A 24,294-nucleotide genomic window follows, 5' to 3' on the forward strand; every position below is an offset into this window, starting at 1 on the left:
GATTTGTTCCACTTCTCACATAGTTAATGAATTCATCTCTTACCAGAGGAGGCGAAGGCATCAAGTTAAACAGAGTATCCAAGATTGCTCTTACTTTGACTTCTTCTACCTTCTTCCTATATGGACTAGGCCAAGCACCAATTTTCAAGAATTTCCTTGCTAGTGCAATGTCTGGAGCATGCCCATTTTCTGGTTAATTAGATCTGATGTCTCGAACTAAATAATGAAAAGGGCTTACCTCGATCAGCCCTTTTTTTATTGTTACCCAACTCAACTGTTTAATTCGAAACCCCACATTAGAAAAATCAAACCCAAAGCCATAGTCACAATTGGTGCATATGGGTATCGACTCATTTGGTATTTCGTAGGCCAAGGTAACCAAGTGAAAAGCTTTTCTTCTCTACTTATCTTTCTCTGCTTAGAGGATTTTAGAGGTAATCCAAGTTCTTTTCTTCTCCTGGCTTCTCCCATCATCTTATTCAGATCAGGCCGAATAATAAGAGTTCTTTGATCGGATTGAAGTATAAAAAACTTGTTTCGAGATTATTTTGGAGTAATTGAAAAAGGTATTACTGAGAGAAGACAGGAAGAAATGCTCCAAGGAATGATGGAGAAATTACAAGCTTTACAGGTTGGAAGAGTTTTAGATATTTAATTAAGTTGGGGAGAATAAAATTATTCCAATGATTAAAGAGATCAATACCAGGGTCTATGAAGCAAGTGATGGTGTGTTTTTTATGAATAAGTATCGATGCGAGGAATATGAAAAAGCTGGGTTTAACTTTGGTTTAAAAAGAAGAGATTTTTTAGTTGAAGCTTTGGGATATAAAAATTAGGACTACGATGGTTATTCTTGTGAAGTTCTAAAATTCTTGAAATCGTTCCCAGATGATCAATTGTGATTTGTAGTTAGAGATATTTGTGACTCTGTGAGATTGATGAATGATATGCCTTTTGCATTAGAGCCTGAAAACGAAGAAGACAATTATCAAACATATCAAAATCAAATGGAGGATCTTATTCGTGAAAAGGATAATCCCTTTTAGTTAACTATCTTTTTGACTTTAAACACGACGGGGAAGAATCCTGCTCAGTCAACTTCCCACATCATGCCAAAACTAAGAAGCCTACAACCACGCTTCTTAGTTTCTAGGCGAGGTACTGATCCCTCAACATGTATCTATTCTTAGTAGACAGACAATAAAACGTGTGTCATAGGTGTTCGGTTTTCATCTCTAGCTATTCCCATCTACTGCTGAAAAAAAGCTATTGCCGTCTTCCACCTGATCAACAGATATCATCATACTTATAGTAATATATTTGTACTGCTCTTCTGGTTTATGAAGCGTGACGGGTGGGTGAGGGATGTAGATGGCTTATGGATATTGAGGTTTAGATACGATTGGAATAGTTGGGAAGGGAATCCAAAAGTATTAATAGAAAGAGGAAGATTGATGCCAAACGGGATACCTCTTTTGAAAAGTAGAAAGAGGATGAGAAGGAATCTTGCAATTGTCCTATGGAAGGATCTTTTGGCTAGTGGATGGAAGAGAGTTAGTCCTCAATGGGATTAGGGGTAGCTAAGCCTCGCACGAAAGCCAGTAAAGACAAGCGGTTGCAACTTCCTAGCTACCCTCCTAGCTACCCTTTCTCATTCCAATAAAAAAGCAAGGGCTGGGAACCCTTGCCAATACTGATCGGGGCGACAGGATTCGAACCTGCGACCTAGTGCTCCCGAATAACGTAGTCATGATATTGCCCTGACTGAGCTTTGAGACTACTACTAAATTTTAGTGCTCTATTTGACACTATTAGATGTTAACAGATGATCACAGATGTAGCCTTCTGCACACCAGCTGCACACAATATGACTAAGTGCTCCACGGATTTGTGACATCCAACCAAGATTGGGTCAAACCATTTAGAAGGCAAATCAGGAAGACCTGCATTGATGGTTGGAACTTAATTGAATCGCGTGGACGGATGCGACTGCAGGTACGAGAAGAAGGTAAGAAGACCCAATCATTGATGCTTCCTTATGACTGGACAGAAGAAGGAGCAGCGAGAGCCTTACCAAGAATCCAGCAAATCTTTAAGCGTTATCAAAAAGAAAATCTATCTCTAGCGAAAGCTGCTCAATCTGTTGAAACTTCTAATAGCAATCAAACCATTGATTGGAATGATTTATTTCTCCAATACAGAAGCTACCGGCCTAATGCCAATGACAGCACTTGGAACACTAAATATCGACCTGTATTAGAAAGAACTGCCGCCATTTTTGATAGTAAGAGCAAGAAACCTGTAGATGGCACAGCCTTAATGATGAAAGTTTTAGAGAAGTGGGAACAAGGGACAAGAGCACGGCAAATCTCTAGGCAATGCTTAAGTGCTTTTCTTAATTGGGCTGTGGGAGCAAATCACCTCAAGCCTTGTTATTTACCACCCACAACATTTCCAGAGACTAGAAAACCAAAACGAATTGGTTTTGCTTTAAGTGATACACAAATCATAGAATTATTAGATGCAATTCCCAACGAGAAATGGAGATTTGCAATTCAAATCTTGAGTGTTTATGGATTAAGACCGGAAGAATTACGTTATCTAGTTGTGCAAGATGGAAAGCTTAAAACGACCTATCAAAAGAGTAAGGGCGGGATGAAAGGAGAGAGAACATCTACACGGTTTTTATTTCCACTCTTTGGTGAATTAAAAAATGCAAAGTACTATAACTGGAATTTGAAAGACAGGTTAATGAAGAAAGAAGCCTTACCACCCTTAGGGGCAGAAGGTTGTGCTGGTCGAGCTTTAGGGACGTATCTTAAAAGGAATAAGAAATGGCAACAACTCAAAGCTGATGCAGAAGCAGTTAGAGAAGTTTTAGTGCCATACACATTTAGGCATCGCTACGCCAAGGCCTCACATCAAAAAAATGACCCAGTCATACCTATTGCCAATATTGCCAGTGCCATGGGTCATACGATCCCAGTGCATTTAGAAAACTACGCAAGATTTACACCTGATCGAACAGCTGAGTTATATGACGCGGAATAAAATAAGTTCAAAAGAAGTAGCAGGGTTGGAACTTTAAAAATCCCTGAAAACCCCTGGTATAAAAGAACTGCTATACGTTGAACAAAAATTCTATAACATCCATTCATGCCAATTGATTACGAGCAAAAATCGCGGTTAGACGTCAGTTAGAAGAGTAGAACGACATTAGAACAGCAAGAAATGACTTATCTCTTAAAACTTAGGCTAATTTTTATAGATTTGCTAGCTTGAAAAAAGAGGTTCAAAATAATGGGTGTTTTAAGAAATAGTAGCTTCTACGAGATCGTCTTAGGTCCGACTTGGGATGATGCAGAAGTGAATGCAGTAAGTCTTGGTGGACATTTAGTCACTGTTAATGATGCAAGTGAGCATTCATGGATCGCTAGTGAGTTCTCAAAAGAAAAATATTACTATTCAGGAGACTCTAATCCAGGTGATCCTGAGACTTGGACACATTTTTGGCTTGGTGGAACAGATAAAAACGTAGAGGGGACATGGGAATGGGTAAGTGGAGAGAACTGGTCCTTTGATGGATGGATACCAGGGTTACCAAATAATGTTGGAGCTGGAGGTTATGACTATTTAGCTGGAATATTTAATGTCACCGCAGGGTTTGGTCAAGGTCCTGGTACCTACTATTGGGATGATGGTAAAAGCCCTTATGGAACGGCTAATTTCAGAGGAATAGCAGAAGTTCCGCTTTCTTATTTCTCCATATCTGATGCAACGATTACAGAAGGAGATAGTGGAAACATCACAATCAGTCGAACAGGAGGAAGTAATACAGTTCAGAACTTGACGTTGGCATCAAGCAATGGAACAGCGTTAGCAGGAACTGATTATACAGCGATCAATCAGACGGTTACGTTTGCAAAAGGAGAGACATCGAAAACGATTTCTATTGCCTCAATAGAAGACTCAACGTTTGAATTAAACGAAACTTTTATATTAAACCTCACAGCTTCAAGTGCAGATAGTGTACCTGCTCAAATTACTGATGGAAGCGCATTAATAACAATAAATAATGATGATAATTTCACCCAAAAAGAAGGAATTTATGGTTCAAGTTTTTACACCTTTGTTAATGGTCCTAATTGGCTAGATGCTGAGGCAAACGCCCTTGCCATGGGTGGGAACCTAGCTGTTATTACATCCTCTGGTGAAAATGAATTTATCACCCAATTAATGGGAGAGGCAAATGTCTATAATTCAGCTTTCATAGGATTTAAAAATTCGAACTGGATAACAGGTGAATCAATTTCTTACAGTAATTGGCACCCTGATGTAGAGGGAAACAAAAATCATTATTTCACAAATTATCCTTACTCTGAGATTTGGGCACCAAGTGCTGAGCTAATCAAAGAATCATGGCAAGTCAACATAAGGGGGGGGGTATGGAACACATCCCTAAACGATCAAGGTCGAGACCAGAAAGGAATAGCAGAAGTTCCGCTTTCTTATTTCTCCATATCTGATGCAACGATTACAGAAGGAGATAGTGGAAACATCACAATCAGTCGAACAGGAGGAAGTAATACAGTTCAGAACTTGACGTTGGCATCAAGCAATGGAACAGCGTTAGCAGGAACTGATTATACAGCGATCAATCAGACGGTTACGTTTGCAAAAGGAGAGACATCGAAAACAGTATCAATTTCATCGATAGAGGATACGACAACAGAATCAGATGAGACTTTCTCGTTAACGTTAACGGCATCAAGTACGGATACTGTCCCAGCTCAGATCAGTGATAACAGCGCGACCATCAAGATTGAAGATGACGATCCAACTTATGTAATCAATCCCTCTGCTTCAACAATTAATGAGGGAGAAACATTAACCACCTCAATCTTAACCACTAACGTTACTGCAGATACAACACTCTATTACTCATTATCTGGAACAGGAATAACTAGTAATGACTTTTCTTCTGGCTCTCTAACAGGATCAGGAACGGTTGATAGTGATGGATACTTTTCCTTCTCGCATTTCCTTGCTAATGACATCACAACAGAAGGAAATGAAACCTTAAATATCAAACTTTTTTCTGATTCATCTAGATCAACTCAAGTTGGTAGTACGTCAACAGTCACAATCAACGATACGTCTCTGACACAAACTTACACAATTACTAAAACAACGATTAATGAAGGAGAAGCATTACCTTCAGTTTTAATCACAAATGTTGCAACTAACACCAACTATTATTACTTTCTAAGCGGTACAGGAATCACCACTGCTGATTTCTCTGTGCCAATTGAGCTTTTAACTGGTTCTGGTACTGTTGATAGTAATAATACATTGTCTTTCCAACACATCCTTTCTGCAGACGGGACAACTGAAGGAGATGAGACGTTAAGAATCGAGCTCTTCAGCATAGCACCATATAGCCAAACTAACTGGCGAGACAGTCTTATAACAACCCTTGAAACCACAATCACTGATACGTCTAAAACTCCTTCTTCTTATACCATCAGTCCTTCTGCAACATCAATCAAGGAAGGAGAGACATTAACTACCTCTATATCTACTACCAACGTTGCGGCAGACACGACACTATATTGGTCTCTCAGTGGAACAGGTATTACCAGTTCTGACTTTTCTTCTGGTGCATTAACAGGTTCTGGTACTGTTGATAGTAATGGTGACTTCTCTTTTGCACACACTCTTGCGAGTGACGCCACGACAGAAGGGAATGAAACTCTTAATATCAAACTCTTTTCTGACTCAACTAGATCAACTCAAGTTGGAACAACCTCTGTTGTTTCAATTACCGATACATCTAAAACTTCAGTTGTCATAACAGGTCCTAATGGACCTATTCCTAATCCTGACGAAGTAAATAGTGATATCTCAATTGCAGAAAACAATAAAAATATTTTTACTTTTACAGCAAACCTACCCGTTACATGGTCTGTAGCAGCATGGCCAGGGAATGAGGGTGAAGAGGATTTTTTCACAATAGATAGTTCGTCTGGTTTGTTGAGTTTTAAAAATGCTCCTGATTATGAAAATCCGCTTGACATAAAAAAACAGAATAGTTATGACGTCCTAGTTGTAGCTACTCATTCAAATGGTACAGACTCCTACCAAGCTGTAGATGTAACCATTACTGATATTGATGAGCCCACTTATACCATCACCCCTTCTCTTTCTCCAGTAACAGAAGGTTCAAATTTAACTACTGATATTTCTACAACAAATGTCGCAGAAGGTACAACAATTTATTGGAAATTAAGCGGTAATGGAATAAAAGATGCTGACTTCACCTCGGGCGCTTTAACTGGTTCTGGGACAGTTGATAGTAATGGTAACTTTTCTTTCTCTCATACTATTGCTGATGACAATCTCACTGAAGGTGATGAAAAATTAAAGATAAAACTCTATTCAGATTCTGCTAGAACGACACAACTAGGTAAAACGAAGAGAGTCACAATAACTGATACATCTAAAACTCCTACCTACACAATCAGTCCTTCTACAACATCAATCAATGAAGGTGAAACATTAACCACATCGATATCTACTACAAACGTTGCTGCAGATACAAAACTCTATTACTCACTAAGCGGAACAGGAATTACTAGTGCTGACTTTTCTTCTGGCTCTCTAACTGGTTCTGGAACTGTTGATAGTAATGGTGACTTCTCTTTTGCACACACTCTTGCGAGTGACGCCACGACAGAAGGGAATGAAACTCTTAATATCAAACTCTTTTCTGACTCAACTAGATCAACTCAAGTTGGAACAACCTCTGTTGTTTCAATTACCGATACATCTAAAACTCCTACCTACACAATCAGTCCTTCTACAACATCAATCAATGAAGGTGAAACATTAACCACATCGATATCTACTACAAACGTTGCTGCAGATACAAAACTCTATTACTCACTAAGCGGAACAGGAATTACTAGTGCTGACTTTTCTTCTGGAGCTTTAACTGGATCAGGCACAGTTGATAGTAATGGTGACTTCTCCTTCTCTCATACCCTTGCCAAGGATCTCCTCAATGAAGGTGATGAGACCTTAGAAATCAAGCTTTTCTCTGATAGTGCTCGTAGTACTCAAGTTGGAGCCACAAAATCCATCACCATTACTGGTGGTAGTACCATCTATACCTTAAGTACTGATAGTCCATCAGCCATTGAAGCTGACACTAATACGAAAGTTCTAACCTACACACTCACACTTGATCAAGCAGCAACAGAAAACACAAATATTAACTACGAGACATTAACAACAGGTACCGCAACCTCAGGAGAAGACTTTGTCAAAGCAGCTGGTGTAATTACATTCCTAGAAGGTCAAAAGGTTGCCACCCTAAATATCACGATCAATGGTGATCTTCTTTTAGAGGAAGATGAAACAGTCAAAGTTAAATTCAGCAGCAGCAAGTTAAAAGAAGAGATAATTGCGACAGGAACAATTACCAACAACGATAAAGGCGCATCTATTTATAAAGCCTCTGTTGATAATCCCTCATTGACAGAACCTGACTCTGGGACAAAAACGCTTGCTTACACAATCACCCTTGACCAAGAAGCAACAGAGGCAACAACCATCAATTATCAAACTCTCACCTCTGGCACAGCGACAACTGGAGAAGACTTTGTCACTGCAGCTGGTGTTGTCACTTTCGCTAAAGGTCAAAAAGTTGCCACACTTAATATCTCCGTTAATGGTGATGCAAATGTTGAAAGCGATGAAACCATTCAAGTCAAGTTCTCTGGTGCTGCCTTAAGCAGTGAAGTGATTGCGACTGGAACAATCAAAAACAACGATATTGCTGGATCAGATAACGACGAAGTCCTCAATGGCAGCACAGAGAATGACAACCTCAAAGGTGGTGGTGGAGCTGATGTCATTGATGGTGGTGCAGGAGTTGACACCGTCACTTACACAGGACAGTTCAACGACTACACCATCACCAAAACAACCACCACAATTCAAATTTCTGATATCAGAGTCACCTCACCCGATGGTGTTGATACGGTGCAAAACATTGAATATGTTCAGTTCACTGATCAACTTGTGGCTGCCGACAAAGTCAATGTTGTGAAGGCCTACAGCGGTAACTTCCGAGACTATAAGTTCTATAACAAAGGAGATGGCAACTACGAAATCAAAGATACTAGCGGATCAACAGATGACATTACAGGAATACCAAAACTTACCTTTGCTGATAAAACTGGGGATGAAAGTGTGAGTGCTATCGCTGATATCAAAGGAGTCTTTGATCAAGTCACAGGCAAAGAGACTGCTAGTGGTGAAATGTTCCGTCTCTATAATGCCGCCTTTGCACGCTTTCCTGATTCTGATGGTTTGAAGTATTGGATAAATAATTTTAGTTCGGGTATTGATGATCAGCGAGCAGTCTCATCTTCTTTTCTTTCCTCTGCGGAGTTTAAAGAACGTTATGGAAATAACATCACACATGAAACTTATGTTCAAAACTTATACCTGAATGTTTTAAATAGAGAATTAGACCAAAGTGGATATGACTACTGGGTAGGTAATCTGAATAATGGAGTTGAACAAAGACATGAGGTTCTTTTAGGTTTTGCTGAATCAGCAGAGAACAAAACTCTCTTTACTGAAATGACTGGGTTGGGTTGAAAAGCAGTCCCCAATATTTACATTCGTTACACCTATGAATCCTTGAGAATAATTGCGAGGGAATAGGTCTGAGAGTTATTCCCTCGCAATGATTCTCAACGATTGGGTGGTGTAACAAATGTAAGAAGTGTATTGCTAGCTAAGTAGCTTAGCCTTCGCAGCTAAAAATTCTTCATCAGTTAACAACCCTTTTTCTTTTAAAGCTCCTAGTTTTTCTAATTCTTTAGTGATATTAATTTTTTGTCCATTGATCTTTAATGAAATAATCCCATCGAGAGTTTGATCAATTACTTCTTCTAACCATTGGAATTTATTTTCATATTTTGTAGATTTTAAAACAACTTTTTCAAAACAGTAATCTCCTGCCCACGTTATAGGGTTGATCCCTACGTAATCAATCTCCTCAGGTGCTAAATCTTCTGGGATACAGTTACTCATCTGCTTAGTGATCTCAGGTTGAATAACCTCGTTATAAAAATAATTAATTCCAGTATTTACATTTGAATCAAGACAACTCCATCCTTTATCTATTTGTTTTCCATATGAGTCTTTCTTAATATATTTTTTCTTTTCTAAGGCTAAACCATTCCGATTCTTTTCAATTAAGTCCCTACAGATAGCCTCAAACTCTTTACCAGTTTTAAATTTCTCATCCTCTCTTTTTGCTAGTTCCTCTTTTGAAGGACCACTACCTATTTTATCTAAATAATTCAAAGCCCATAACCCTAAGACTACAACCCCTACAAGTAATGAGAACTGAGGATAAGCACCTATAATGCCTATACCTAAAAGGCCCAGAAGGAAATAACCACAACCTTTACGCAATATCTTTAAACCTAATGGTTGACATATATTCAAGTAGTAGGAGTTTCATGAATCACCCCATGCGAACTGTTTATGGTTAATTTCAATATCTCTAAAAATACTTGATATCTCATCAAGACTAATTTTCTTTGTCAATTCTTCGTACATTTTTATGTTAGAAACTTTTCTATCATGAAAACTTTCAAAAAACGCTGCTATTAGGGCATAATTTGGATCCTTACCATTTTTGGTCTCAATAATTTCCTTCCAGTAACTTGAAGCAATTTCCCCTTTGCAATCACAACTGCAAAGGATTTCTTTAATATCTGTACGCTTAGCATTGTTTAATTCTTCTACAAACGTACTTGCTAATTTTGCAATTTCATTCTCAACTCTATTGTTTATTTCTTGTTCTTGTTCCATTCTCTCTTTCTCTTCCTTAAGTAGCTTTTCATTTGGGGCAGCTTCAAGCTCTACTGACTCCAAGAAAACCAAGGATTTTCTAACTGCATTTAAAACCTCATAAAAGTTCATAGCTATTGACTGGCTAGTCTCTCCATTGGGAAGGAATCTAAGTTCTTCAGGAATAGTCCTTTTGCATAAATGTCTTAAAAACCTCTCATACAAAAGACACTCTTTCTCATTATCAAACTGAGTTCCATCATCTGCTTGCCAAACTTGTTTAGGCATTACTCAATAATCTTCCTTATATCTTTCTAGCTACTTTCTAGTCATTCGATCGAATGACTAAGAAGTAGCTAATAGTTGATTGCCGTTGATTGATATGTATCGGTTATTGCGTCCATTGCTCGTTGATTGAAATATTGAGCGTTCATTGCGTCCATTGCGTTGATATGGTTTTTAGAAATGCTTTAATTCAGAGTAAGAACAAATAATTAGATGACTTACTTTTACATAATTGCGATGGCTTGTTTTATGTATTTGTCTGCTTGCTGGGCATTCCAGCTTTAGTAAAAGTTGCATCTACTCCAGGAATTTTTTATTACGTTTAATATTTTTCTAGTAGTTGATCACTTTAGATAGGTAATTAATCAGCCGTGTAGGTTTCCCATACATCAACCTACTACTGCTACTTATGATTCTTTTTGCGGTCTAGTTATATTTCACTCAACAAAAATCAAATCTTTGCATACAAAGGTTTCTAAAAAGGAAAATCAGAACTGCCTTTAACAGCGAAAGTAACTTTCAGCACTATCAACAAGAACAAAGCACCTTCAAGAAAACCAGACCAATACAATTGATAGTTTGTAAGCTCCAATTCTTTCTGAGCTTTTTCAACGAATGATCTATGCCAGTCAATTATTTTCTTCATTGAAAAACTTGAATAATAAAATTAATTGTGCTTTTTATTCTTGAAAATAATGAGAGATGAATAAACACTATCAATTAATTCCAATCAAATTTTAATTATAATTTTGCCCATTCATTAGGTAAAATATTAGCTAGTAATTTAAATTTCCCAGAACCAAGAGGTTGTATTACATAAGCTATTCCTTGTGGGTCAGGATAAATACCGGTCGCTGATTCAAAAATATCATCATGCCCAACAATTATTGTATTTTTACCTTTTTCTGGTTCTGCAGATAAAATAGGATTTACATTTTTACGCATTAGCTCAACATAATCGGAAGTATATTCTTCAAAAGGAAGAAAATTTAAACGAGAATCTTTTTGATCAACTCTGCCAAAAGCATAGTTTGCTGTTTTCCATGAACGACAATATTCACTAGTAATTACTTTTCCAATTGGAATTTGTTTATTTGTAAATACCTTTCCAATGTCTCTTGCATCCTGGATACCTTTAAAACTTAATTGTCTTTGTGTTGAACAATCTGTTAAATCTAAATTTGGATCTGCTTGATCTGCATAATCTCGAAATGTTTCTGCATGCCTAAAATAGATAACATAACCTCCTTTCTTTAAATTATTCAGGAGCTTTTTGAGTGTGATTACATCTTTAAAATTTTTATTAGCAATTTCTCCTTCTGAAAGTGCTATCTCAATATTCTTTTGATTTAATAAATTATTATCAATATTGAAAACATCACTAGCTCTAGCAATAGGTGCTGAACCAAAGATTATAAGACATGAGACAAAAACACATTTTTTAAATTTCATTGACAATCAATTTACTTATTTTAAAGATATTCAAATTTTGGAATTTAACATTTAAGATTTATACAAGTTGTAAAAACTTATTTATCTTTTCCAAAACTATTATTTACGAAACCAGAGAACTTATTACACTACATAAGTTTTCACACGATTTGAAAAAATTTCCAGCATTGAAACTTATGATTTATCTAAGTAAATTAATTGTCTACAAGTATGAGAGGTTTAGACTAAACAACAAAACACTTTTAAGATGCTGAGAAAGCAGCAAAGTCTAGAAATGAATTTTGCAGGCAAGTCAGTAAAAAAGTTTTGATGGAATGATTACAAAATTCATAACTAGCTAACATAATCATTGATTTGACGTTCTATTAATTGCCAACCATCCGATTGAAGCTCATGCCATGTTTCTAGTGCATTTTTATAATCCAACATTCTTGAGTTTTTAATTTTGGTAGGTATTCCTTTTTGTGTGCAATGCCAAAGTTGAGTCATTACGCTTGAACGACTCATGAGTGATTTCTGATCATGAATAAAAAACATACATAAGTCTTTGCTCGGAGAGACTAACCAGCCTGTCGGCATTGGCAGTGTATCTCTGATTAATTGATTCATATAACTGAAGTCTGATTGAAGATTTTATTCGTGTATAGAGTCTGATAATAAAAGTCAAGCAAGGTAATACGAATTAGAGCTAAAAATAAATCAGTTCAATGCTACTTTCGTTGCATTTGCTCGTAGCGTAAAATTAGTAAAAGTGGTTTACTTTTTCATTAACTTTCTTGAGAGTGACAGTAGTTTTTACCTATCAAATTTTTGTCTACTGATCTACTTAAATCCAATTAAAGCCGACAAGGAAAAAAAAATATGAGCTTAACTATTTGTCTTTTTCGATTTTTATAATTTTTTGTGTCTCTGCTCTTGAAAGGCATTCCTCAGACTTAGCTTGAAGTTTTATAAGTTTGGCCTGTTGTCTATCCGTGGTTATATAATCCCTCAGAGAATAAAAGACGATATGAGTTTTAATCTTATGAATTTCTGCAAGTTTTTTAACTTAAAATTGTAAGCAAAGTTATTAATGTATATTTGAAATGAACATTAATATGAATTTTTAAATCCTTATTGTTAAAAAAAATAAAAGTCAATATATATATAAGTTGTATTTATAAATAACATGTTTCCATTAATAGCTATTGCAGCATTTTTTATCTTGGGTATCGCATTTTTTGCTATTGGTAAGGATGATTTTGGAATTAAAAGAATAAAAGAAGATTCAAAGGATGATTCAAAGGATGATTCAAAGGATATTTCTGTCGAAGGAAAGGATGTGACAAATCCAGAACAAGCTCCGAAAAATGGTTCTGCTGACGAGAAGAAGGAACTAGTGAGTGCAGAAACTTCATCTGAAATTGACTCCAGTAATGATACCTCTGATTAAATCTTGCTAAATCTCTACTTTCATGATTTTTAGGAATTCATTTTGATAGCAAAAGGTTACTGGATAAAAACAGTAAACATTAACACACATGAAATCAAAACGTATTTAGAAGCGATTGAAAAATGGCTACCTACAGTTGGAGGAAAGATTTTAATTAAAGATTTTGAATCAATTCAAAAGGAGGGAAGTATTGGCCCTTTAACAATTGTAATTAGATTTTCTTCAAAATTAGCTGCTATTTCTGCGTATGAATCGCTTGAATATCAAGATATTATTGCTATGAGAACTACCTTCTCTGAAGTACAACTTTCAATCGTTGAAGGGGTCTAATTAAAATAAATTAAAGAAAGGTACAAAATTTTTTTATTATTAATTATCTATTTCTCAAAGAGGTAGACACTTGAAATCAATTTTACCTATGTCTCAGTTATTCATAGCATAAAAAAGGGGCCCAAACTGGCCCCAAAAAAAATTGACTTTAAACAGTTCAATTCAGAATTAAGAATCAAATGCTGAAACTTCTCCACGTGCTTGCTTTTGTCTATCTTCATTAACTGAAGGTTTATAAGAGGTAAATACTCCTTTCTTATATGTTGCGAGTTGTGCAGCGTGGAGCCTTTCAGCTTTCTCGATTCGTTTTTTAGTTAAAACCAGATTGTTCATGGCCTAATCAATTACTGGAAATCCCGTTCCCTACTTCCATTTTATGCACCCTATGAGTCAGGGCGAACGTAAAACAATAGTAACAAAAAAATTAGAAGTTAAAGCCGCTATTACGTCAATTTAAGTAGTGTTTTCCTACTCCTTTCCCACTAAAAAGTGGATTAAACCAAATATGTCAGAATTGAGGTCTTATGAGACTCTTTACTCCCTTAACTATTCCCAAAAAGGGGAACTGCGATCTATGCAGGGTTAGGAAAACTACTACTAAGAGGGGTAAATATCCTCTCTAACAACTATTCCAAGTAGTTGTTTTATCCATTTAATTTGCGGTTCGGGCGAGTAGTAAGAAGCAGTTCATTCTGTTTTTTTCTTTTTAAATCTCTCCATAAACAAGCAGACAAATAGAAAAAACCAGCCATCGCAATTATATAAAATGCAGTAGTCATTTAATTATTTGTTCTTACTCTAAATTAAAGCATCCTTAAAACCCAAATAACCGAAATGAACGGGAATTGATTCAATGATCGGGCAATGACCGCAAAACCGAGGGTTTTAGACATGCCGCAATGACCGAATAGCTACTTCTTAGTCATTCGATAAGTGACATAAAAGAACAAACCAAGTACTGCAAGATTTGCAAAAGCATAGGTAACTGCTATTCCCATTAGCTATCAGCCTTATTACTTCTAAGAAAGTAAACCCAAGAAAGAAATCCAATTAGCAATGTTGCATCAAGAGCAAGATGCCAAGGGGCTAAAAGGTTATGGACAAGTTCGTTCATTATTAATCCTCAGCATCAACGAAAGCTCGCGTGATTTTAATTAGTTTTTTACAAGCTTGAAAACTACCTGCCAAGGTCAAAAGCACGGCAATTATCAGAACAACTCCGGTGTAATAACCTTTTAAACCCAAACCATATAAAAACAATAATGCTGTCAACGTCCAACCAATAGTTGTAGAAATACCTTTTTCTCTCTTTCCTTCGAAGAATTGATCTAATCCAACAGGCCAACCAATTATCAACATGAATATTGAAGCAAGAGCCTTTTTCTCTTTTTTTCTGAGCATTTTGGGAAGTGGTTTATAAAGCAATATTGCCTTACTTCATCGCTATCGCCCAGCGGTTAGGGCGAGTAGTAAGAAGCGGTTCATATCTATAGCCCCATCCAAGCATTAATTACTTTTGTTGTTCTACTAATCCATCTCATTTGTTCATGGCTTACACCAAGGTTGAAAGGCATATCTTTACTCATTTTAAAAACAGCTAATTCATTATTTTTTTTCCTGTACACCAATCCATACATATTCGCTAATCGCAGCTGAAAAGGTTCAAAAGTACCAAGTACATCTTCTCGTTTGATGACTTGCCTATCCATGATATTTATATGACTTTCATGAAAGTCCGCCCAACATTTCGGGTAAAGCTTTGTTGTTATTTTTTCTCGTCTTCCATTTTCCATTTCATAAGTTACTTTCACTGGACATCTGAAATCAATTCTTACTGGCCAATTCAACTCTGCATCCCAATCACTAATCTTTGGTATGGGCTCAGCCTTGGTAGCGATAGGAGAGAGAAGCCCAGCGGTTAGGGCGAGTAGGAAGAAGCGTTTCATTCTGTTTTTTTTCTTTTTAAATCTCTCCATAAACAAGCAGACAAATACATAAAACAAGCCATCGCAATTATGTAAAAGTAAGTCATCTAATTATTTGTTCTTACTCTGAATTAAAGCATTTGTAAAAATTATATCAACGCAATGGACGCAATGAACGCTCAATATTTCAATCAACGAGCAATGGACGCAATAACCGATACATATCAATCAACGGCAATCAACTATTAGCTACTTCTTAGTCATTCGATAAGTGACATAAAAGAACAATCCAAGTACTGCAAGATTTGCAATGGCATATGTGATTGCTATTCCCATGACTGTAGTAAGCGTTTCATTTAGAACTTGGCGTATTTATCGCAGACTTAGTCATCTTTTTTTTGATAAAGATCGAGAACTTTGAAACCACTTAGTACTTTTAAACAAAAGAAAAAACATTGCCAACAGCAGTAAAAAAGCTAAAGCATCTAAATAAATGAATATCTGAGCGGAAAAGTTCACAAGTTTTATGAGGTGCTCATAGCACTTTTTGATATGAAAATCTTTTCAAGCTTTTTTCTTTCCCTTGTGAGTTGATCTTGTGATAACCATATGACCTTATTAAAAAACAAAATAAATTTAACAACAGCTATTGGAACCAAAATCAATAGATATAAGCTATGCAAATCCATTAATGATAAAAATTTAAGACGCTATAAAAACAAAGTATCCAATTTATAAAATCAAAAAAATAAAATATGATTCTTTTTTTTGTCACATATTAACCAACTTGAAGCTTTTTTCTATTACTACGTCTTTCTATATGATCAAGTTCAACGCAAGGCTGAGGAGAGCTTTTCGATAGAGTACGTTGATTATTAATTAAGCACTTTTGTTTTTATCTGAAACTTTTCGGGCTTCAGTTCGTGCAAGTTTCGCCTCAACTTGAGCAAGCCCTTTATCTAGTGCATCAGTTTTTATTAATGATTTTTCTGCCATTAATCAAAGTTTTTTAAGTTCATCGGAGGCTGATTTCATTTCATCGAACCAATCTGTATCTAATCTCTGCAATGATTTTTGATGTTAAAGGATTGTTTATAAATAAATAAGTAAAAGTTAAGATAAAGAAAGCCAAGAATGCACTTAAAAATAAAAACAGGATGAATAAACCTGAACTTGATTGAAAATTCAAAAAATCAGCAGCCTTTATTAGTTCGTTGCCAGTAAAACCCATTACAAAATAATCTAACTTCTTCTAAAATAATCATTTTAAAAACATACGAAGTAATTAAAAGTTGATCAGGCAGATTTAAAATACATGTTTCAATGTGACTTATAATCTAATTCTAACTTTCAAATGCTAATTAGAAAAAAATGAAAAAAGTTATTTATGTTCAAAAAAAAGTCCTCTCCATGGGTTAGAGAGAACTTGAAATGCTTTATCAAATCAACTATAGATGCAATCAGTTTAAGCGTGAATTTTAAGTTACAAGGAAAACATCAAAATATACAGAATCAATAAATTTTAAATGCTTTTTATGTAATCATTTGAAATTTAGTTTATTAATATTCTTTGATCAATCATCTTTCTTGGTCGGGCTACTCCCAATAGCTGGAGCATTTACACCATCAAAATTAGGACCAACTATTAATCCTACAATCGCAAAAAGTGCTATCGAAAGAGCACCTGCTAAGACTGCTGTTGGAGCAGGCGTACCAATTAATGAAGCAATAATCATAAGTTAATAAAATAATTAGAAAGAAGCTAATATAGCAAAAGCTTTTTAGTACTAGAAATAAGATATATGTAATTTATCTGTATTTAAATGATTTTAAGAATGTAGCAAATAATAGATTGATGACTCTTTTTTTATAGATAAATCCTTTAGAAATCGATTTAAACAAATTTCATATTAGCAATTCTTAAAGAACCGAACTACTAAATATAAATACTTACGAGTAAGCCGATCTATTTTTTTTTATTTAATTAATTTAACTTTGCTCAACTTTTTACGAGATTTCACAGATGGGTCTATTTCAAGCAATTCCAGAAAGCTTTTCAGTTCTTCAAATACTTTTATTGTGTTTTACTCCTTTACTTCCATTTTTATTTTTTGAACTAATAAATAAATTCAAAAATGACAATGATGATGATGACTTTGATGGTGGGATTAATATTTTAGCTTTGCAATCTTAGAAAATTATCACCATCATGAGCAAATTGAAACTCCAAAAAGATTTGCAAAGCAACTATGAAATACGACTTTTTTGATATTCCAAGATTAATGATTTCTCAACTCTGCACAACTTTATACATTACCTATGGCATATTATTTTAAAACTTTAATCGAAAATTATTGCGTAACGGGCAAACTTTCAGAAGATGAAGTGGATTTCCTTGAGAGAGAACACATAAGAACAATGAGTTCTATTAGTGAGATAATTTATCCTTCCATTGCTAACATAGATATATGTGAGGCTTGTAATCTTGAGCCAGGAAGCTTTTGGATTATTTGCAATGCTTCCATACTTGATCGAATTAGACCAGTCAAGACTGGTAAGCAAAGAGCACATAAATTATTTGATGCACTTTGTGAATATCAACTTTTTACCCTCCAAGACCTGACGGGCGAGAATTAGAAAACAGTTATATTAATCTAATTATTTTATTAGCCTTTTATAAGCTTATAGATAAAGCCATTGCCCTCTGAATATCAAAGAAATTATAAATTTAAAAGGAAAATATAAAGAGAAAATAAGCACTTACATTTTGAGTGTACATATGGACTTTTCATATTTTTTCTTGAATGTATTTTTTGTATAGCTGTTTATTAAAAACGAAATAGGAATTATGCTTTCTAAAGATAATGCTCATAAATCAATAGAAATCATGTTCGAACATGCATTAAAACGAATTGAAGAATTAAATGAGCCTTATAGGCAATGTCTTTTTGAGGAATACAAAGAGTGGATTGAGGGGTTTGGCGACAAAGGGATAGGTCAAGATGCAATAATTTTTAAGTATATTGGCAAGCTAGGAATTAACTAAGTATGGATTTGATTGAAAATTTAAATTGTATGAATATATCCAAGAAAATATTTGATTGATTTTTGTATTATCTATACCTATATTTTTGTAGCCAATTTATTTGTGTAAGTGCTCCCTTTTTACAAATAGATATTCTGAATATTTTTATTCGCAACGCTCAACTATATTAGATTGTAAAGAAAATATTAAACCAAGCTCAGGGGCTATGTCTTTCGCAATGTTTTATTGCCTTTCAACTATACTTTTATTTGTGATATTTTTTACTTATACGTCAACCTATATCGCAAGAAGACGGCCAAAATTTGTCTATAAAATTCATTTAGATACGCTTAAAAATCAATTAGAGGAAATATATGATTTACAAACTTATAAAGACTCTATACACAAATAATTTATTTATATAATGGCTGCTAATTCATTAATATCACAGGTATAACCTTCCGTCAGGAAAATCCTCTAGAGACATACTTGCTTCTTATCTAATACGATAAAAATCAACGAACAACCTTACAAGAATTACAACTATCGGCTTACCAGCTGCTATTGGATTAGGACTCGTATGGGTAGGCGCTCGAATTATGAATAACGAAAGAAAACTTGCAACTAGAGAAATGGAGCTACGGCTTTAACTTGATGTAAAAGCTATTAAGTGTTTATAACTAGGCCTGTCTAGTACTTTTAACCTAGTATTACCCCTACTCTGTTTTTGGAATTGACTACTATGAGTTTATTCTTCATCTAGGTTGTATAATCGGTATTAATATAAATTCAAATTATACGAACAAGTAAACCGTCTATAGCATTACTAATATAAAGAGGTTTAATGTATTGAGCTATACATTAAATATGACATTTGTAATTACTGAACTTTTATTTGGCAACTTCAATACGATTAAAATTCCAATAACTTCAGATTCAATCTTTCTTCTACCTATTTTGATTGGACTTGGTTTAATAATTTCTTGCAGTCAATATATTTTTAGAGAATTACAAGAAAGAAAGATTTTTGTTCTTTCTAAAAATCAAATTGAAAATCAATTGGACTTTGAAGAATGTGTTCAAGAAACATTAACCCCGGAAAAGACAATAATAAATAAACTAAGTAGCTTTTCATCTCCCAAAATAGTAGGACTCGGAAGTCTAGCTTTTATAGCCTTAGGAGGGTCAGGTTTTCTAGCTTTGCAAGCTGCTAATAAGAACTTGCCTAATATTATTAAAACAAGTAATTTCAACAATCCAATCAAAGTTAAATCAACCAAATCTGAGTCATTAACATTTAATCCACAAAACATATCTATCACCTCTAAAAATAAGCTACAAAAAATTAAATATATAAGTCCTTCTTTTTCACAACTTAAACGCTCTAGAGAGAAAGAATATACAATTATTAAACCGATCAAAAATAAATCTTTCGATTTTTAATCCTCTCAACTTTTACCCTTTCGAACTAAGTGCGTATGAAGTGATAGCAATTCGATAGCGTATTAAATAAATATTCATCCTGTCAGGCAGTGGTCTATGGGTTAAGTCCTAACAAAGGGGGAATTCAGTAGTTATCTAATCCTTCTTTCCGTACTTAATCATTGCAACAGGAAGACCAACAGTAAAAGTAACTCCGACAACAAGAATTAAAATCCCTAGAGGAGAAAAGATTTCAACACCAAGCCCTTCTTGAGCAAAGATCATTATTTAAAGACTCCTACAGTAATCTCCAACATTACCTTCTTCATTGCCAATAAACATTTTTTGAATCTTTTCGCCTGCACTCAATCCCTTAATTGTCTCATTCTGTGAATAATGTTCAGCACATAAAAGTTTTGCTTTATTTACTTTGAATTGAGGAATCAACCCAACTGCAATCCCGATCAATGCGGCTGTTGATGTAATGACGCAGTATCTGATTATTTGCGGGCCTTTATGAGAAGACATAAAAAAGGAGATTAACTATTTGGCTCTTTTCAGAAGGTATTGCTTTATTAAAAAGGAGAGCATAAGTTTATTTAACAGCTGCTCCTTTTTGTTTTTGATTAACTAAAGATGCGAATCCGATACAAGCAAACGCAAGTAAGCCTAAAACCAAAAAGGATTTAGCGAGAACAATTTCTGAAATCTCAAGAGTCATTTGTTTTTAACTACGATTTATAGATATATTGTGAGTTAATTCATTTAATGAAAAGTACGAATTAGACATATAAGAGTAAGTAAAGAAGATACCAAGAATATTATTCTCAACGCCTAATGTATCCGAATTAATCATTTGAGCGACAATAAAGCACAACTGCATTTGTTTTGAGTATTAGCCTCCAGTGACACTCTGTATTAAAAATGTTTATATGAGTCCGCAATCTTCATAAGGTTATCTGATTTTTATAGGTGTTTTAAATCAATGCAAAACTTTCTGCAAAAACTTTCTGACTACTTAAAAGAGATAAGTCAGAAAATCGCTGAGCTTTTAAAGGGACTTAGCGACAAAATTTCTGAATTCTTTAAAGGAAATCAACCAATTGAAGAAGTTCAGCCTGTTAAAGAGAATCAGCCTGTCGAAGAAGTTCAACCTGTCAAAGAAGCTGAGTCTGTTGAAGAAGCTAAGTCTGTTGAAGAGACTCAGCCTGTCGAAGAAGTTCAACCTGTTGCAAAGAAAGAAGATAACTCTCAATAAATTCTATTAATTCCGATTTGTGATTGATCCTTTAATCTTTTAAACAAGCATCAACATTTCTTGGTTATAGATCTACAAGCACAATGTATCGTCTTCTCCATAGTGGAATGCTTGATGATTACGTCGAAAGAATAGAAGGTGAAGCTTATTTAGATATGGGTGGGGAAGGAAGAAAACCAACTCTTGCACGTCATGTAATGACCTTAGTGAACTGGCAAGCTGACTTTCAAGTGATCGATTTTGCCCCTAAGCAATACATAAAAGAAGAAGCGAGCAGACTAAAAGAGTTAACCAAACAGTTAACCTCTCCTAAACCTTAAACGCTGTTATATCAGCTTATTTGTGCTTATTAATCTATAACGCTCTCCCAAAAGCTGAAGCCCGACTCTAGAGAATTTTAGAGCCCTAAGACAACCCCCAAAAAGTTATTTCTAAAAAGTACCTTCGATTATTTAGTTGTATCCAGGGGCAATTTGTTCCACTTATTTAGAGGGCAATATTTATTTGCAACTATCTCAGCTGTTGGATCCATATGCACAAGGTTCCTCTACATCATTAAGCGTTCGAACAGTAATTGACCATCCAGGTACAACAAAAATGAGACATATTGCATAAAACCAAGCTGGCAATGGAAAGAATGAGGAAATTCCTCCTGTTTCATAAGAAGATAAAATTTGAGACTGAAATGATTGAAAATTCAGAGCATAGAGAATCAATAGAAAAAAACCATTTAAGCCGTTAACCCATAAGTAATCAGAACGAGTTGTTTTACTTTTGACGTCAAAAGATTTTTCAGAAACCTATATATGCACTAAGAATGCCCAAAACTAATACGGTATCTAATAAATTCTAGATAAATATAATTTCTATCAATACAAATTTATTTATAGTGAGAATTGATTCGAAAATTCTTTTTAACTTCAGAAGCTAAGTTCCTTGGTTCGGAACTTTTCCACCTCACCAACATTTGTTTTTTACTGATAGATAATTAGAAGAACCAGTTAGTGCAATCAGCATCGGCGCAAGTAGTAGGCGTTTCATTTTTTATTCTTTTTAAATTTAAAGATACCCATTATTTGTTCACCAAATGAACTCCAAAATATGACAACAAATGGGCTTAATGCTATTAGTCCAGTGACGAAACGAAAGCTTTTACCAATTCCAAATACTATTAAACAGAAGACTAAGACCCCAACGATTAAGGCACTTTTTCTTTTCTTAAATAAGTCTCTAAATCTTGGCTCTTGAGATAAATCCTTCTTTTTCTTGTTATTGCCTTCGAGGCATGGCATTCCTTCTATGTAAGGCACCAAGATATTTAATAACCATTTCTTGAAAGCATTTATAGGATTCATTTCAAAGCCAAAGACCAATTTGGTGTTTTTGAATTTACACCAAGCTTTCGCTTGACTTCACCTGAGTTAATCTTGACGACTAATCCATCACAAGGAAGGTTCTCAAATAATTCACCAGCCAACCATTCACGATGCCATCTTTTAACTTGCTTTGGATCGGCTGTTCTATTCGTTGGAGGAATTTCAAAGAACCAACTTTCTAAGCGTTTAATATCATCAATTTCATTTTCAGTACTTCCAAGAATTTCATAAGCCAGTGCTGAGGCCAGCTCCAGTTGGATTTTTCTTTCTTAAATGTCCAGCGGCTAATGCTTGAGATTTAGTTCTAGAAAGGTTTGGTGCATAAAGTTCGCCACGGATCTCAAGTGGTTCTTCAGAAACTGCAATTCCATCTTCTGGAAGTTCTACAGGAAGATTGCAAACAGTTCTAGCTGCCTCCGTAACATCTTTTCCACTTCTAGTGAAGGCTGCTACTAAGGTTCCAGACTGGTATCTCAACCCCAAAGCGCAACCATCAAATTTAGGTTGAATGATCATCGTTTCACCTCTGGCAGACTTGGCCCACCATTCGCTGAAGCAATATTTATCCAAACTAAGCAACTTCATTTTCTTCTGAAAAAATGAGTTCTGAGGATCTATTTCCCTAAGCCTATTTTCTAATTGATCAAATTGCTTATCACCTACTTGAGCATCGCCCGCTCTGTAGTCCCTATCAAGCTTCTTGACAAAGTCAGAAAGTTCTTTTGCGTGAATTTTGCGTGAAGAATTATTTCCCATCAAAAAAGCAAGGGCTGGGAACCCTTGCTGTGACTGATCGGGGCGACAGGATTCGAACCTGCGACCTAGTGCTCCCAAAGCACCCGCGCTACCAAGCTGCGCCACGCCCCGTAACAAACTAATCTTAATGCTTTAAAGGCAATTAATTACGTGGAATCAAAAAATATATTCATTTTACCGTTATTTTCTAATAAATCTGTTAAATTAATTTCACAATTTTAATTATTTAGATTAAAAACCTAAGACAAAAATTCACTATCAAAAAAAAGAATAAAAATATTAATTTGTCAAATATTATTTACATTTATTATGAATTACTTTACTTTATTTAGATAAGTTCGAACTTGAAAATTATTATTGAGAAAACAGCAACTATTAGGTTCACGACTAATAAATATTTCTAAACTTATATTCATTCATAAATAAAAATATAGAAGAACGAAGCATAATTAGAAAAAAAATATTTCAAGATGAAGATTAAAAAAATACAACTTACTTACTATATTGAAATGCTAAAATTGCAAAAGTCATTCAAAAGAACAACGATTGAAATTTTAGCAAATGTATATTGTTTTCAAATCAAAAGATACCTAGAACAATTTTGACTGTCATTGCATTTGCACCAAAAAGATCAAAGGAGCCAATCATTACAACTCAAAATTGAACTTTTTTACATCCAGGCCCATGATCGCTTACAGATGGAAAAAAATTTTCCTAAGTATTTATTTTTGTAAAGCTTGCAATCCTCTGCAAGCCTATTGGAGTGGTGATTATCAGGCCTAATCTTTCAGATTCAATCCATAAACTCGTGGGAAACCTTCAAGTTGATTAAAATATAAAAAAATCCAAACCATTGGCTCCTCATTTAGAACACCCTTTTTTAATATTAATCTGGCACTTACTTGTTGGATATCTGCTTACTGTAAGTTGTGACTGGAACTGGATTCCATTGACAAAGGATGAGAAGAAAAGAGGTCCTTCTCTTGACCAAATAAGAGGCAAAATCTTTGGTTGATAAATATGAGACAGTAAAACAATTTTTGTTGGCCAAAAAATTCCACTCAAGCTAATTGAATTTTCCATGTGGAAACTCATAAGTTAATCTGACTGAAAAACCAATGAAAACTCTGTAATCAAAAAAATATAAACTTAAAATA

The 24,294-nt window shown here is 34.9% G+C and carries 30 protein-coding genes, 1 tRNA gene and 1 pseudogene; 14 read left to right on the top strand and 18 right to left on the bottom strand.

Translation table 11 applies throughout. The annotated features are described in order from the left end of the window. The first annotated feature begins 26 nt into the window (after window positions 1–26). Window positions 27–197, top strand: a complete 171-nt coding sequence (locus AC6EI2_RS03710; RefSeq protein WP_498463061.1) for a hypothetical protein — start codon at window positions 27–29, stop codon at window positions 195–197. 73 nt (window positions 198–270) lie between these two features. On the opposite strand, the gene AC6EI2_RS03715 is transcribed toward AC6EI2_RS03710, so the two are convergent. Next, window positions 271–474, bottom strand: a complete 204-nt coding sequence (locus AC6EI2_RS03715) for a DUF2839 family protein (RefSeq protein WP_498463062.1) — start codon at window positions 472–474, stop codon at window positions 271–273. Window positions 475–532: 58 nt separating this feature from the next. On the opposite strand from AC6EI2_RS03715, the gene AC6EI2_RS03720 reads away from it, so the two are divergent. The 5 genes from AC6EI2_RS03720 (at window position 533) to AC6EI2_RS03740 (ending at window position 8,670) form a co-directional block, all read left to right on the top strand. After that, entirely contained in the window at window positions 533–655 is a 123-nt protein-coding gene (locus AC6EI2_RS03720; protein WP_498463063.1) for a hypothetical protein, read from the top strand. 28 nt (window positions 656–683) lie between these two features. Further along, window positions 684–836, top strand: coding sequence for a hypothetical protein (locus AC6EI2_RS03725; protein ID WP_498463064.1), 153 nt, complete (start codon window positions 684–686; stop codon window positions 834–836). A 504-nt stretch (window positions 837–1,340) separates the two neighbouring features. Further along, the gene (locus tag AC6EI2_RS03730) at window positions 1,341–1,574 is read left to right on the top strand and encodes a DUF1651 domain-containing protein (protein ID WP_498463065.1); all 234 of its coding nucleotides are present in this window, start codon (window positions 1,341–1,343) and stop codon (window positions 1,572–1,574) included. Between the two features lie 316 nt (window positions 1,575–1,890). Continuing rightward, window positions 1,891–3,051: a site-specific integrase gene (locus tag AC6EI2_RS03735; protein WP_498463066.1), complete on the top strand. Its 1,161-nt coding sequence runs from the start codon at window positions 1,891–1,893 to the stop codon at window positions 3,049–3,051. 249 nt (window positions 3,052–3,300) lie between these two features. Beyond that, window positions 3,301–8,670 carry a Calx-beta domain-containing protein gene (locus AC6EI2_RS03740; protein ID WP_498463067.1) on the top strand — a complete coding sequence of 1,790 codons (5,370 nt, stop codon included), beginning with the start codon at window positions 3,301–3,303 and terminating at the stop codon, window positions 8,668–8,670. Window positions 8,671–8,805: 135 nt separating this feature from the next. Here AC6EI2_RS03740 and AC6EI2_RS03745 read toward each other — a convergent pair whose 3' ends face one another. The 4 genes from AC6EI2_RS03745 to AC6EI2_RS03760 all read right to left on the bottom strand — a co-directional run bounded on the left by AC6EI2_RS03745 (window position 8,806) and on the right by AC6EI2_RS03760 (window position 12,222). Then, on the bottom strand, window positions 8,806–9,528 hold the full coding sequence (locus tag AC6EI2_RS03745; protein ID WP_498463068.1) for an SHOCT domain-containing protein: 723 nt from the start codon (window positions 9,526–9,528) through the stop codon (window positions 8,806–8,808). Between the two features lie 12 nt (window positions 9,529–9,540). Then, entirely contained in the window at window positions 9,541–10,164 is a 624-nt protein-coding gene (locus tag AC6EI2_RS03750) for a hypothetical protein (protein ID WP_498463069.1), read from the bottom strand. A 738-nt stretch (window positions 10,165–10,902) separates the two neighbouring features. Then, window positions 10,903–11,613 (bottom strand): histidine phosphatase family protein, encoded by a 711-nt coding sequence (locus tag AC6EI2_RS03755; RefSeq protein WP_498463070.1) that lies wholly within the window; start codon window positions 11,611–11,613, stop codon window positions 10,903–10,905. Between the two features lie 333 nt (window positions 11,614–11,946). After that, window positions 11,947–12,222: a DUF1651 domain-containing protein gene (locus AC6EI2_RS03760; protein WP_498463071.1), complete on the bottom strand. Its 276-nt coding sequence runs from the start codon at window positions 12,220–12,222 to the stop codon at window positions 11,947–11,949. Between the two features lie 559 nt (window positions 12,223–12,781). Between AC6EI2_RS03760 and AC6EI2_RS03765 the strand changes: the two genes are divergently transcribed. Together AC6EI2_RS03765 and AC6EI2_RS03770 are read left to right on the top strand one after the other, a co-directional pair. Beyond that, complete coding sequence (locus AC6EI2_RS03765) at window positions 12,782–13,045, top strand: hypothetical protein (RefSeq protein WP_498463072.1); 264 nt, start codon at window positions 12,782–12,784, stop codon at window positions 13,043–13,045. 42 nt (window positions 13,046–13,087) lie between these two features. Next, window positions 13,088–13,375 (top strand): DUF1330 domain-containing protein, encoded by a 288-nt coding sequence (locus AC6EI2_RS03770; protein ID WP_498463073.1) that lies wholly within the window; start codon window positions 13,088–13,090, stop codon window positions 13,373–13,375. A 168-nt stretch (window positions 13,376–13,543) separates the two neighbouring features. On the opposite strand, the gene AC6EI2_RS03775 is transcribed toward AC6EI2_RS03770, so the two are convergent. From AC6EI2_RS03775 to AC6EI2_RS03795, 5 genes are all read right to left on the bottom strand, one after another. After that, entirely contained in the window at window positions 13,544–13,708 is a 165-nt protein-coding gene (locus AC6EI2_RS03775) for a hypothetical protein (protein ID WP_498463074.1), read from the bottom strand. A 311-nt stretch (window positions 13,709–14,019) separates the two neighbouring features. Continuing rightward, window positions 14,020–14,154, bottom strand: a complete 135-nt coding sequence (locus AC6EI2_RS03780; RefSeq protein WP_498463075.1) for a hypothetical protein — start codon at window positions 14,152–14,154, stop codon at window positions 14,020–14,022. A gap of 337 nt (window positions 14,155–14,491) precedes the next feature. Beyond that, window positions 14,492–14,776 carry a hypothetical protein gene (locus AC6EI2_RS03785; RefSeq protein ID WP_498463076.1) on the bottom strand — a complete coding sequence of 95 codons (285 nt, stop codon included), beginning with the start codon at window positions 14,774–14,776 and terminating at the stop codon, window positions 14,492–14,494. Between the two features lie 86 nt (window positions 14,777–14,862). Continuing rightward, window positions 14,863–15,321 carry a hypothetical protein gene (locus tag AC6EI2_RS03790; protein ID WP_498463077.1) on the bottom strand — a complete coding sequence of 153 codons (459 nt, stop codon included), beginning with the start codon at window positions 15,319–15,321 and terminating at the stop codon, window positions 14,863–14,865. Window positions 15,322–16,874: 1,553 nt separating this feature from the next. After that, window positions 16,875–17,036, bottom strand: coding sequence for a hypothetical protein (locus tag AC6EI2_RS03795; RefSeq protein ID WP_498463078.1), 162 nt, complete (start codon window positions 17,034–17,036; stop codon window positions 16,875–16,877). Window positions 17,037–17,323: 287 nt separating this feature from the next. On the opposite strand from AC6EI2_RS03795, the gene AC6EI2_RS03800 reads away from it, so the two are divergent. The 4 genes from AC6EI2_RS03800 (at window position 17,324) to AC6EI2_RS03815 (ending at window position 19,768) form a co-directional block, all read left to right on the top strand. After that, the gene (locus AC6EI2_RS03800) at window positions 17,324–17,494 is read left to right on the top strand and encodes a hypothetical protein (RefSeq protein WP_498463079.1); all 171 of its coding nucleotides are present in this window, start codon (window positions 17,324–17,326) and stop codon (window positions 17,492–17,494) included. Between the two features lie 125 nt (window positions 17,495–17,619). Continuing rightward, complete coding sequence (locus tag AC6EI2_RS03805; protein ID WP_498463080.1) at window positions 17,620–17,937, top strand: hypothetical protein; 318 nt, start codon at window positions 17,620–17,622, stop codon at window positions 17,935–17,937. A 211-nt stretch (window positions 17,938–18,148) separates the two neighbouring features. Next, a complete protein-coding gene (locus AC6EI2_RS03810; RefSeq protein WP_498463081.1) occupies window positions 18,149–18,346 on the top strand; it encodes a hypothetical protein in 198 nt (65 codons plus the stop codon). An 846-nt stretch (window positions 18,347–19,192) separates the two neighbouring features. Beyond that, a complete protein-coding gene (locus tag AC6EI2_RS03815; RefSeq protein ID WP_498463082.1) occupies window positions 19,193–19,768 on the top strand; it encodes a hypothetical protein in 576 nt (191 codons plus the stop codon). Between the two features lie 135 nt (window positions 19,769–19,903). Here AC6EI2_RS03815 and AC6EI2_RS03820 read toward each other — a convergent pair whose 3' ends face one another. The 3 genes from AC6EI2_RS03820 to AC6EI2_RS03830 form a co-directional block, all read right to left on the bottom strand. Beyond that, window positions 19,904–20,032, bottom strand: a complete 129-nt coding sequence (locus tag AC6EI2_RS03820; protein ID WP_498463083.1) for a hypothetical protein — start codon at window positions 20,030–20,032, stop codon at window positions 19,904–19,906. A 3-nt stretch (window positions 20,033–20,035) separates the two neighbouring features. Then, on the bottom strand, window positions 20,036–20,275 hold the full coding sequence (locus tag AC6EI2_RS03825; RefSeq protein WP_498463084.1) for a hypothetical protein: 240 nt from the start codon (window positions 20,273–20,275) through the stop codon (window positions 20,036–20,038). 67 nt (window positions 20,276–20,342) lie between these two features. Next, complete coding sequence (locus tag AC6EI2_RS03830; RefSeq protein ID WP_498461872.1) at window positions 20,343–20,468, bottom strand: hypothetical protein; 126 nt, start codon at window positions 20,466–20,468, stop codon at window positions 20,343–20,345. A 264-nt stretch (window positions 20,469–20,732) separates the two neighbouring features. Between AC6EI2_RS03830 and AC6EI2_RS03835 the strand changes: the two genes are divergently transcribed. After that, window positions 20,733–21,005: a hypothetical protein gene (locus AC6EI2_RS03835; RefSeq protein WP_498463085.1), complete on the top strand. Its 273-nt coding sequence runs from the start codon at window positions 20,733–20,735 to the stop codon at window positions 21,003–21,005. Window positions 21,006–21,088: 83 nt separating this feature from the next. Then, on the top strand, window positions 21,089–21,325 hold the full coding sequence (locus AC6EI2_RS03840; protein ID WP_498463086.1) for a hypothetical protein: 237 nt from the start codon (window positions 21,089–21,091) through the stop codon (window positions 21,323–21,325). Window positions 21,326–21,520: 195 nt separating this feature from the next. Here the strand turns inward: AC6EI2_RS03840 and AC6EI2_RS03845 are convergent. The 5 genes and pseudogenes from AC6EI2_RS03845 to AC6EI2_RS03865 form a co-directional block, all read right to left on the bottom strand. Beyond that, window positions 21,521–21,730 (bottom strand): annotated as a pseudogene (locus AC6EI2_RS03845) (hypothetical protein); the annotation flags it as partial. Window positions 21,731–22,042: 312 nt separating this feature from the next. Further along, window positions 22,043–22,360, bottom strand: coding sequence for a hypothetical protein (locus tag AC6EI2_RS03850; protein WP_498463087.1), 318 nt, complete (start codon window positions 22,358–22,360; stop codon window positions 22,043–22,045). Beyond that, the gene (locus tag AC6EI2_RS03855; protein ID WP_498463453.1) at window positions 22,357–22,641 is read right to left on the bottom strand and encodes a hypothetical protein; all 285 of its coding nucleotides are present in this window, start codon (window positions 22,639–22,641) and stop codon (window positions 22,357–22,359) included. Before AC6EI2_RS03855 ends, AC6EI2_RS03850 begins: the two co-directional genes overlap by 4 nt. Further along, on the bottom strand, window positions 22,607–23,137 hold the full coding sequence (locus AC6EI2_RS03860) for a hypothetical protein (RefSeq protein WP_498463088.1): 531 nt from the start codon (window positions 23,135–23,137) through the stop codon (window positions 22,607–22,609). Before AC6EI2_RS03860 ends, AC6EI2_RS03855 begins: the two co-directional genes overlap by 35 nt. Window positions 23,138–23,174: 37 nt before the next feature. Continuing rightward, window positions 23,175–23,248 (bottom strand) — tRNA-Pro (locus AC6EI2_RS03865). Window positions 23,249–24,294: the final 1,046 nt, after the last annotated feature.

This window comes from Prochlorococcus sp. MIT2302 (assembly GCF_059772385.1).

Bases quoted from the DNA above. Each gene is read 5' to 3' on its own strand.
- AC6EI2_RS03710 (WP_498463061.1), top strand. From the start codon at position 27: ATGAATTCATCTCTTACCAGAGGAGGCGAAGGCATCAAGTTAAACAGA.
- AC6EI2_RS03715 (WP_498463062.1), bottom strand. From the start codon at position 474: ATGATGGGAGAAGCCAGGAGAAGAAAAGAACTTGGATTACCTCTAAAA.
- AC6EI2_RS03725 (WP_498463064.1), top strand. From the start codon at position 684: ATGATTAAAGAGATCAATACCAGGGTCTATGAAGCAAGTGATGGTGTG.
- AC6EI2_RS03730 (WP_498463065.1), top strand. From the start codon at position 1,341: ATGAAGCGTGACGGGTGGGTGAGGGATGTAGATGGCTTATGGATATTG.
- AC6EI2_RS03740 (WP_498463067.1), top strand. From the start codon at position 3,301: ATGGGTGTTTTAAGAAATAGTAGCTTCTACGAGATCGTCTTAGGTCCG.
- AC6EI2_RS03750 (WP_498463069.1), bottom strand. From the start codon at position 10,164: ATGCCTAAACAAGTTTGGCAAGCAGATGATGGAACTCAGTTTGATAAT.
- AC6EI2_RS03755 (WP_498463070.1), bottom strand. From the start codon at position 11,613: ATGAAATTTAAAAAATGTGTTTTTGTCTCATGTCTTATAATCTTTGGT.
- AC6EI2_RS03760 (WP_498463071.1), bottom strand. From the start codon at position 12,222: ATGAATCAATTAATCAGAGATACACTGCCAATGCCGACAGGCTGGTTA.
- AC6EI2_RS03765 (WP_498463072.1), top strand. From the start codon at position 12,782: ATGTTTCCATTAATAGCTATTGCAGCATTTTTTATCTTGGGTATCGCA.
- AC6EI2_RS03775 (WP_498463074.1), bottom strand. From the start codon at position 13,708: ATGAACAATCTGGTTTTAACTAAAAAACGAATCGAGAAAGCTGAAAGG.
- AC6EI2_RS03780 (WP_498463075.1), bottom strand. From the start codon at position 14,154: ATGACTACTGCATTTTATATAATTGCGATGGCTGGTTTTTTCTATTTG.
- AC6EI2_RS03785 (WP_498463076.1), bottom strand. From the start codon at position 14,776: ATGCTCAGAAAAAAAGAGAAAAAGGCTCTTGCTTCAATATTCATGTTG.
- AC6EI2_RS03790 (WP_498463077.1), bottom strand. From the start codon at position 15,321: ATGAAACGCTTCTTCCTACTCGCCCTAACCGCTGGGCTTCTCTCTCCT.
- AC6EI2_RS03795 (WP_498463078.1), bottom strand. From the start codon at position 17,036: ATGATTATTGCTTCATTAATTGGTACGCCTGCTCCAACAGCAGTCTTA.
- AC6EI2_RS03800 (WP_498463079.1), top strand. From the start codon at position 17,324: ATGGGTCTATTTCAAGCAATTCCAGAAAGCTTTTCAGTTCTTCAAATA.
- AC6EI2_RS03805 (WP_498463080.1), top strand. From the start codon at position 17,620: ATGGCATATTATTTTAAAACTTTAATCGAAAATTATTGCGTAACGGGC.
- AC6EI2_RS03810 (WP_498463081.1), top strand. From the start codon at position 18,149: ATGCTTTCTAAAGATAATGCTCATAAATCAATAGAAATCATGTTCGAA.
- AC6EI2_RS03815 (WP_498463082.1), top strand. From the start codon at position 19,193: ATGACATTTGTAATTACTGAACTTTTATTTGGCAACTTCAATACGATT.
- AC6EI2_RS03820 (WP_498463083.1), bottom strand. From the start codon at position 20,032: ATGATCTTTGCTCAAGAAGGGCTTGGTGTTGAAATCTTTTCTCCTCTA.
- AC6EI2_RS03825 (WP_498463084.1), bottom strand. From the start codon at position 20,275: ATGTCTTCTCATAAAGGCCCGCAAATAATCAGATACTGCGTCATTACA.
- AC6EI2_RS03830 (WP_498461872.1), bottom strand. From the start codon at position 20,468: ATGACTCTTGAGATTTCAGAAATTGTTCTCGCTAAATCCTTTTTGGTT.
- AC6EI2_RS03835 (WP_498463085.1), top strand. From the start codon at position 20,733: ATGCAAAACTTTCTGCAAAAACTTTCTGACTACTTAAAAGAGATAAGT.
- AC6EI2_RS03840 (WP_498463086.1), top strand. From the start codon at position 21,089: ATGTATCGTCTTCTCCATAGTGGAATGCTTGATGATTACGTCGAAAGA.
- AC6EI2_RS03850 (WP_498463087.1), bottom strand. From the start codon at position 22,360: ATGAATCCTATAAATGCTTTCAAGAAATGGTTATTAAATATCTTGGTG.
- AC6EI2_RS03860 (WP_498463088.1), bottom strand. From the start codon at position 23,137: ATGGGAAATAATTCTTCACGCAAAATTCACGCAAAAGAACTTTCTGAC.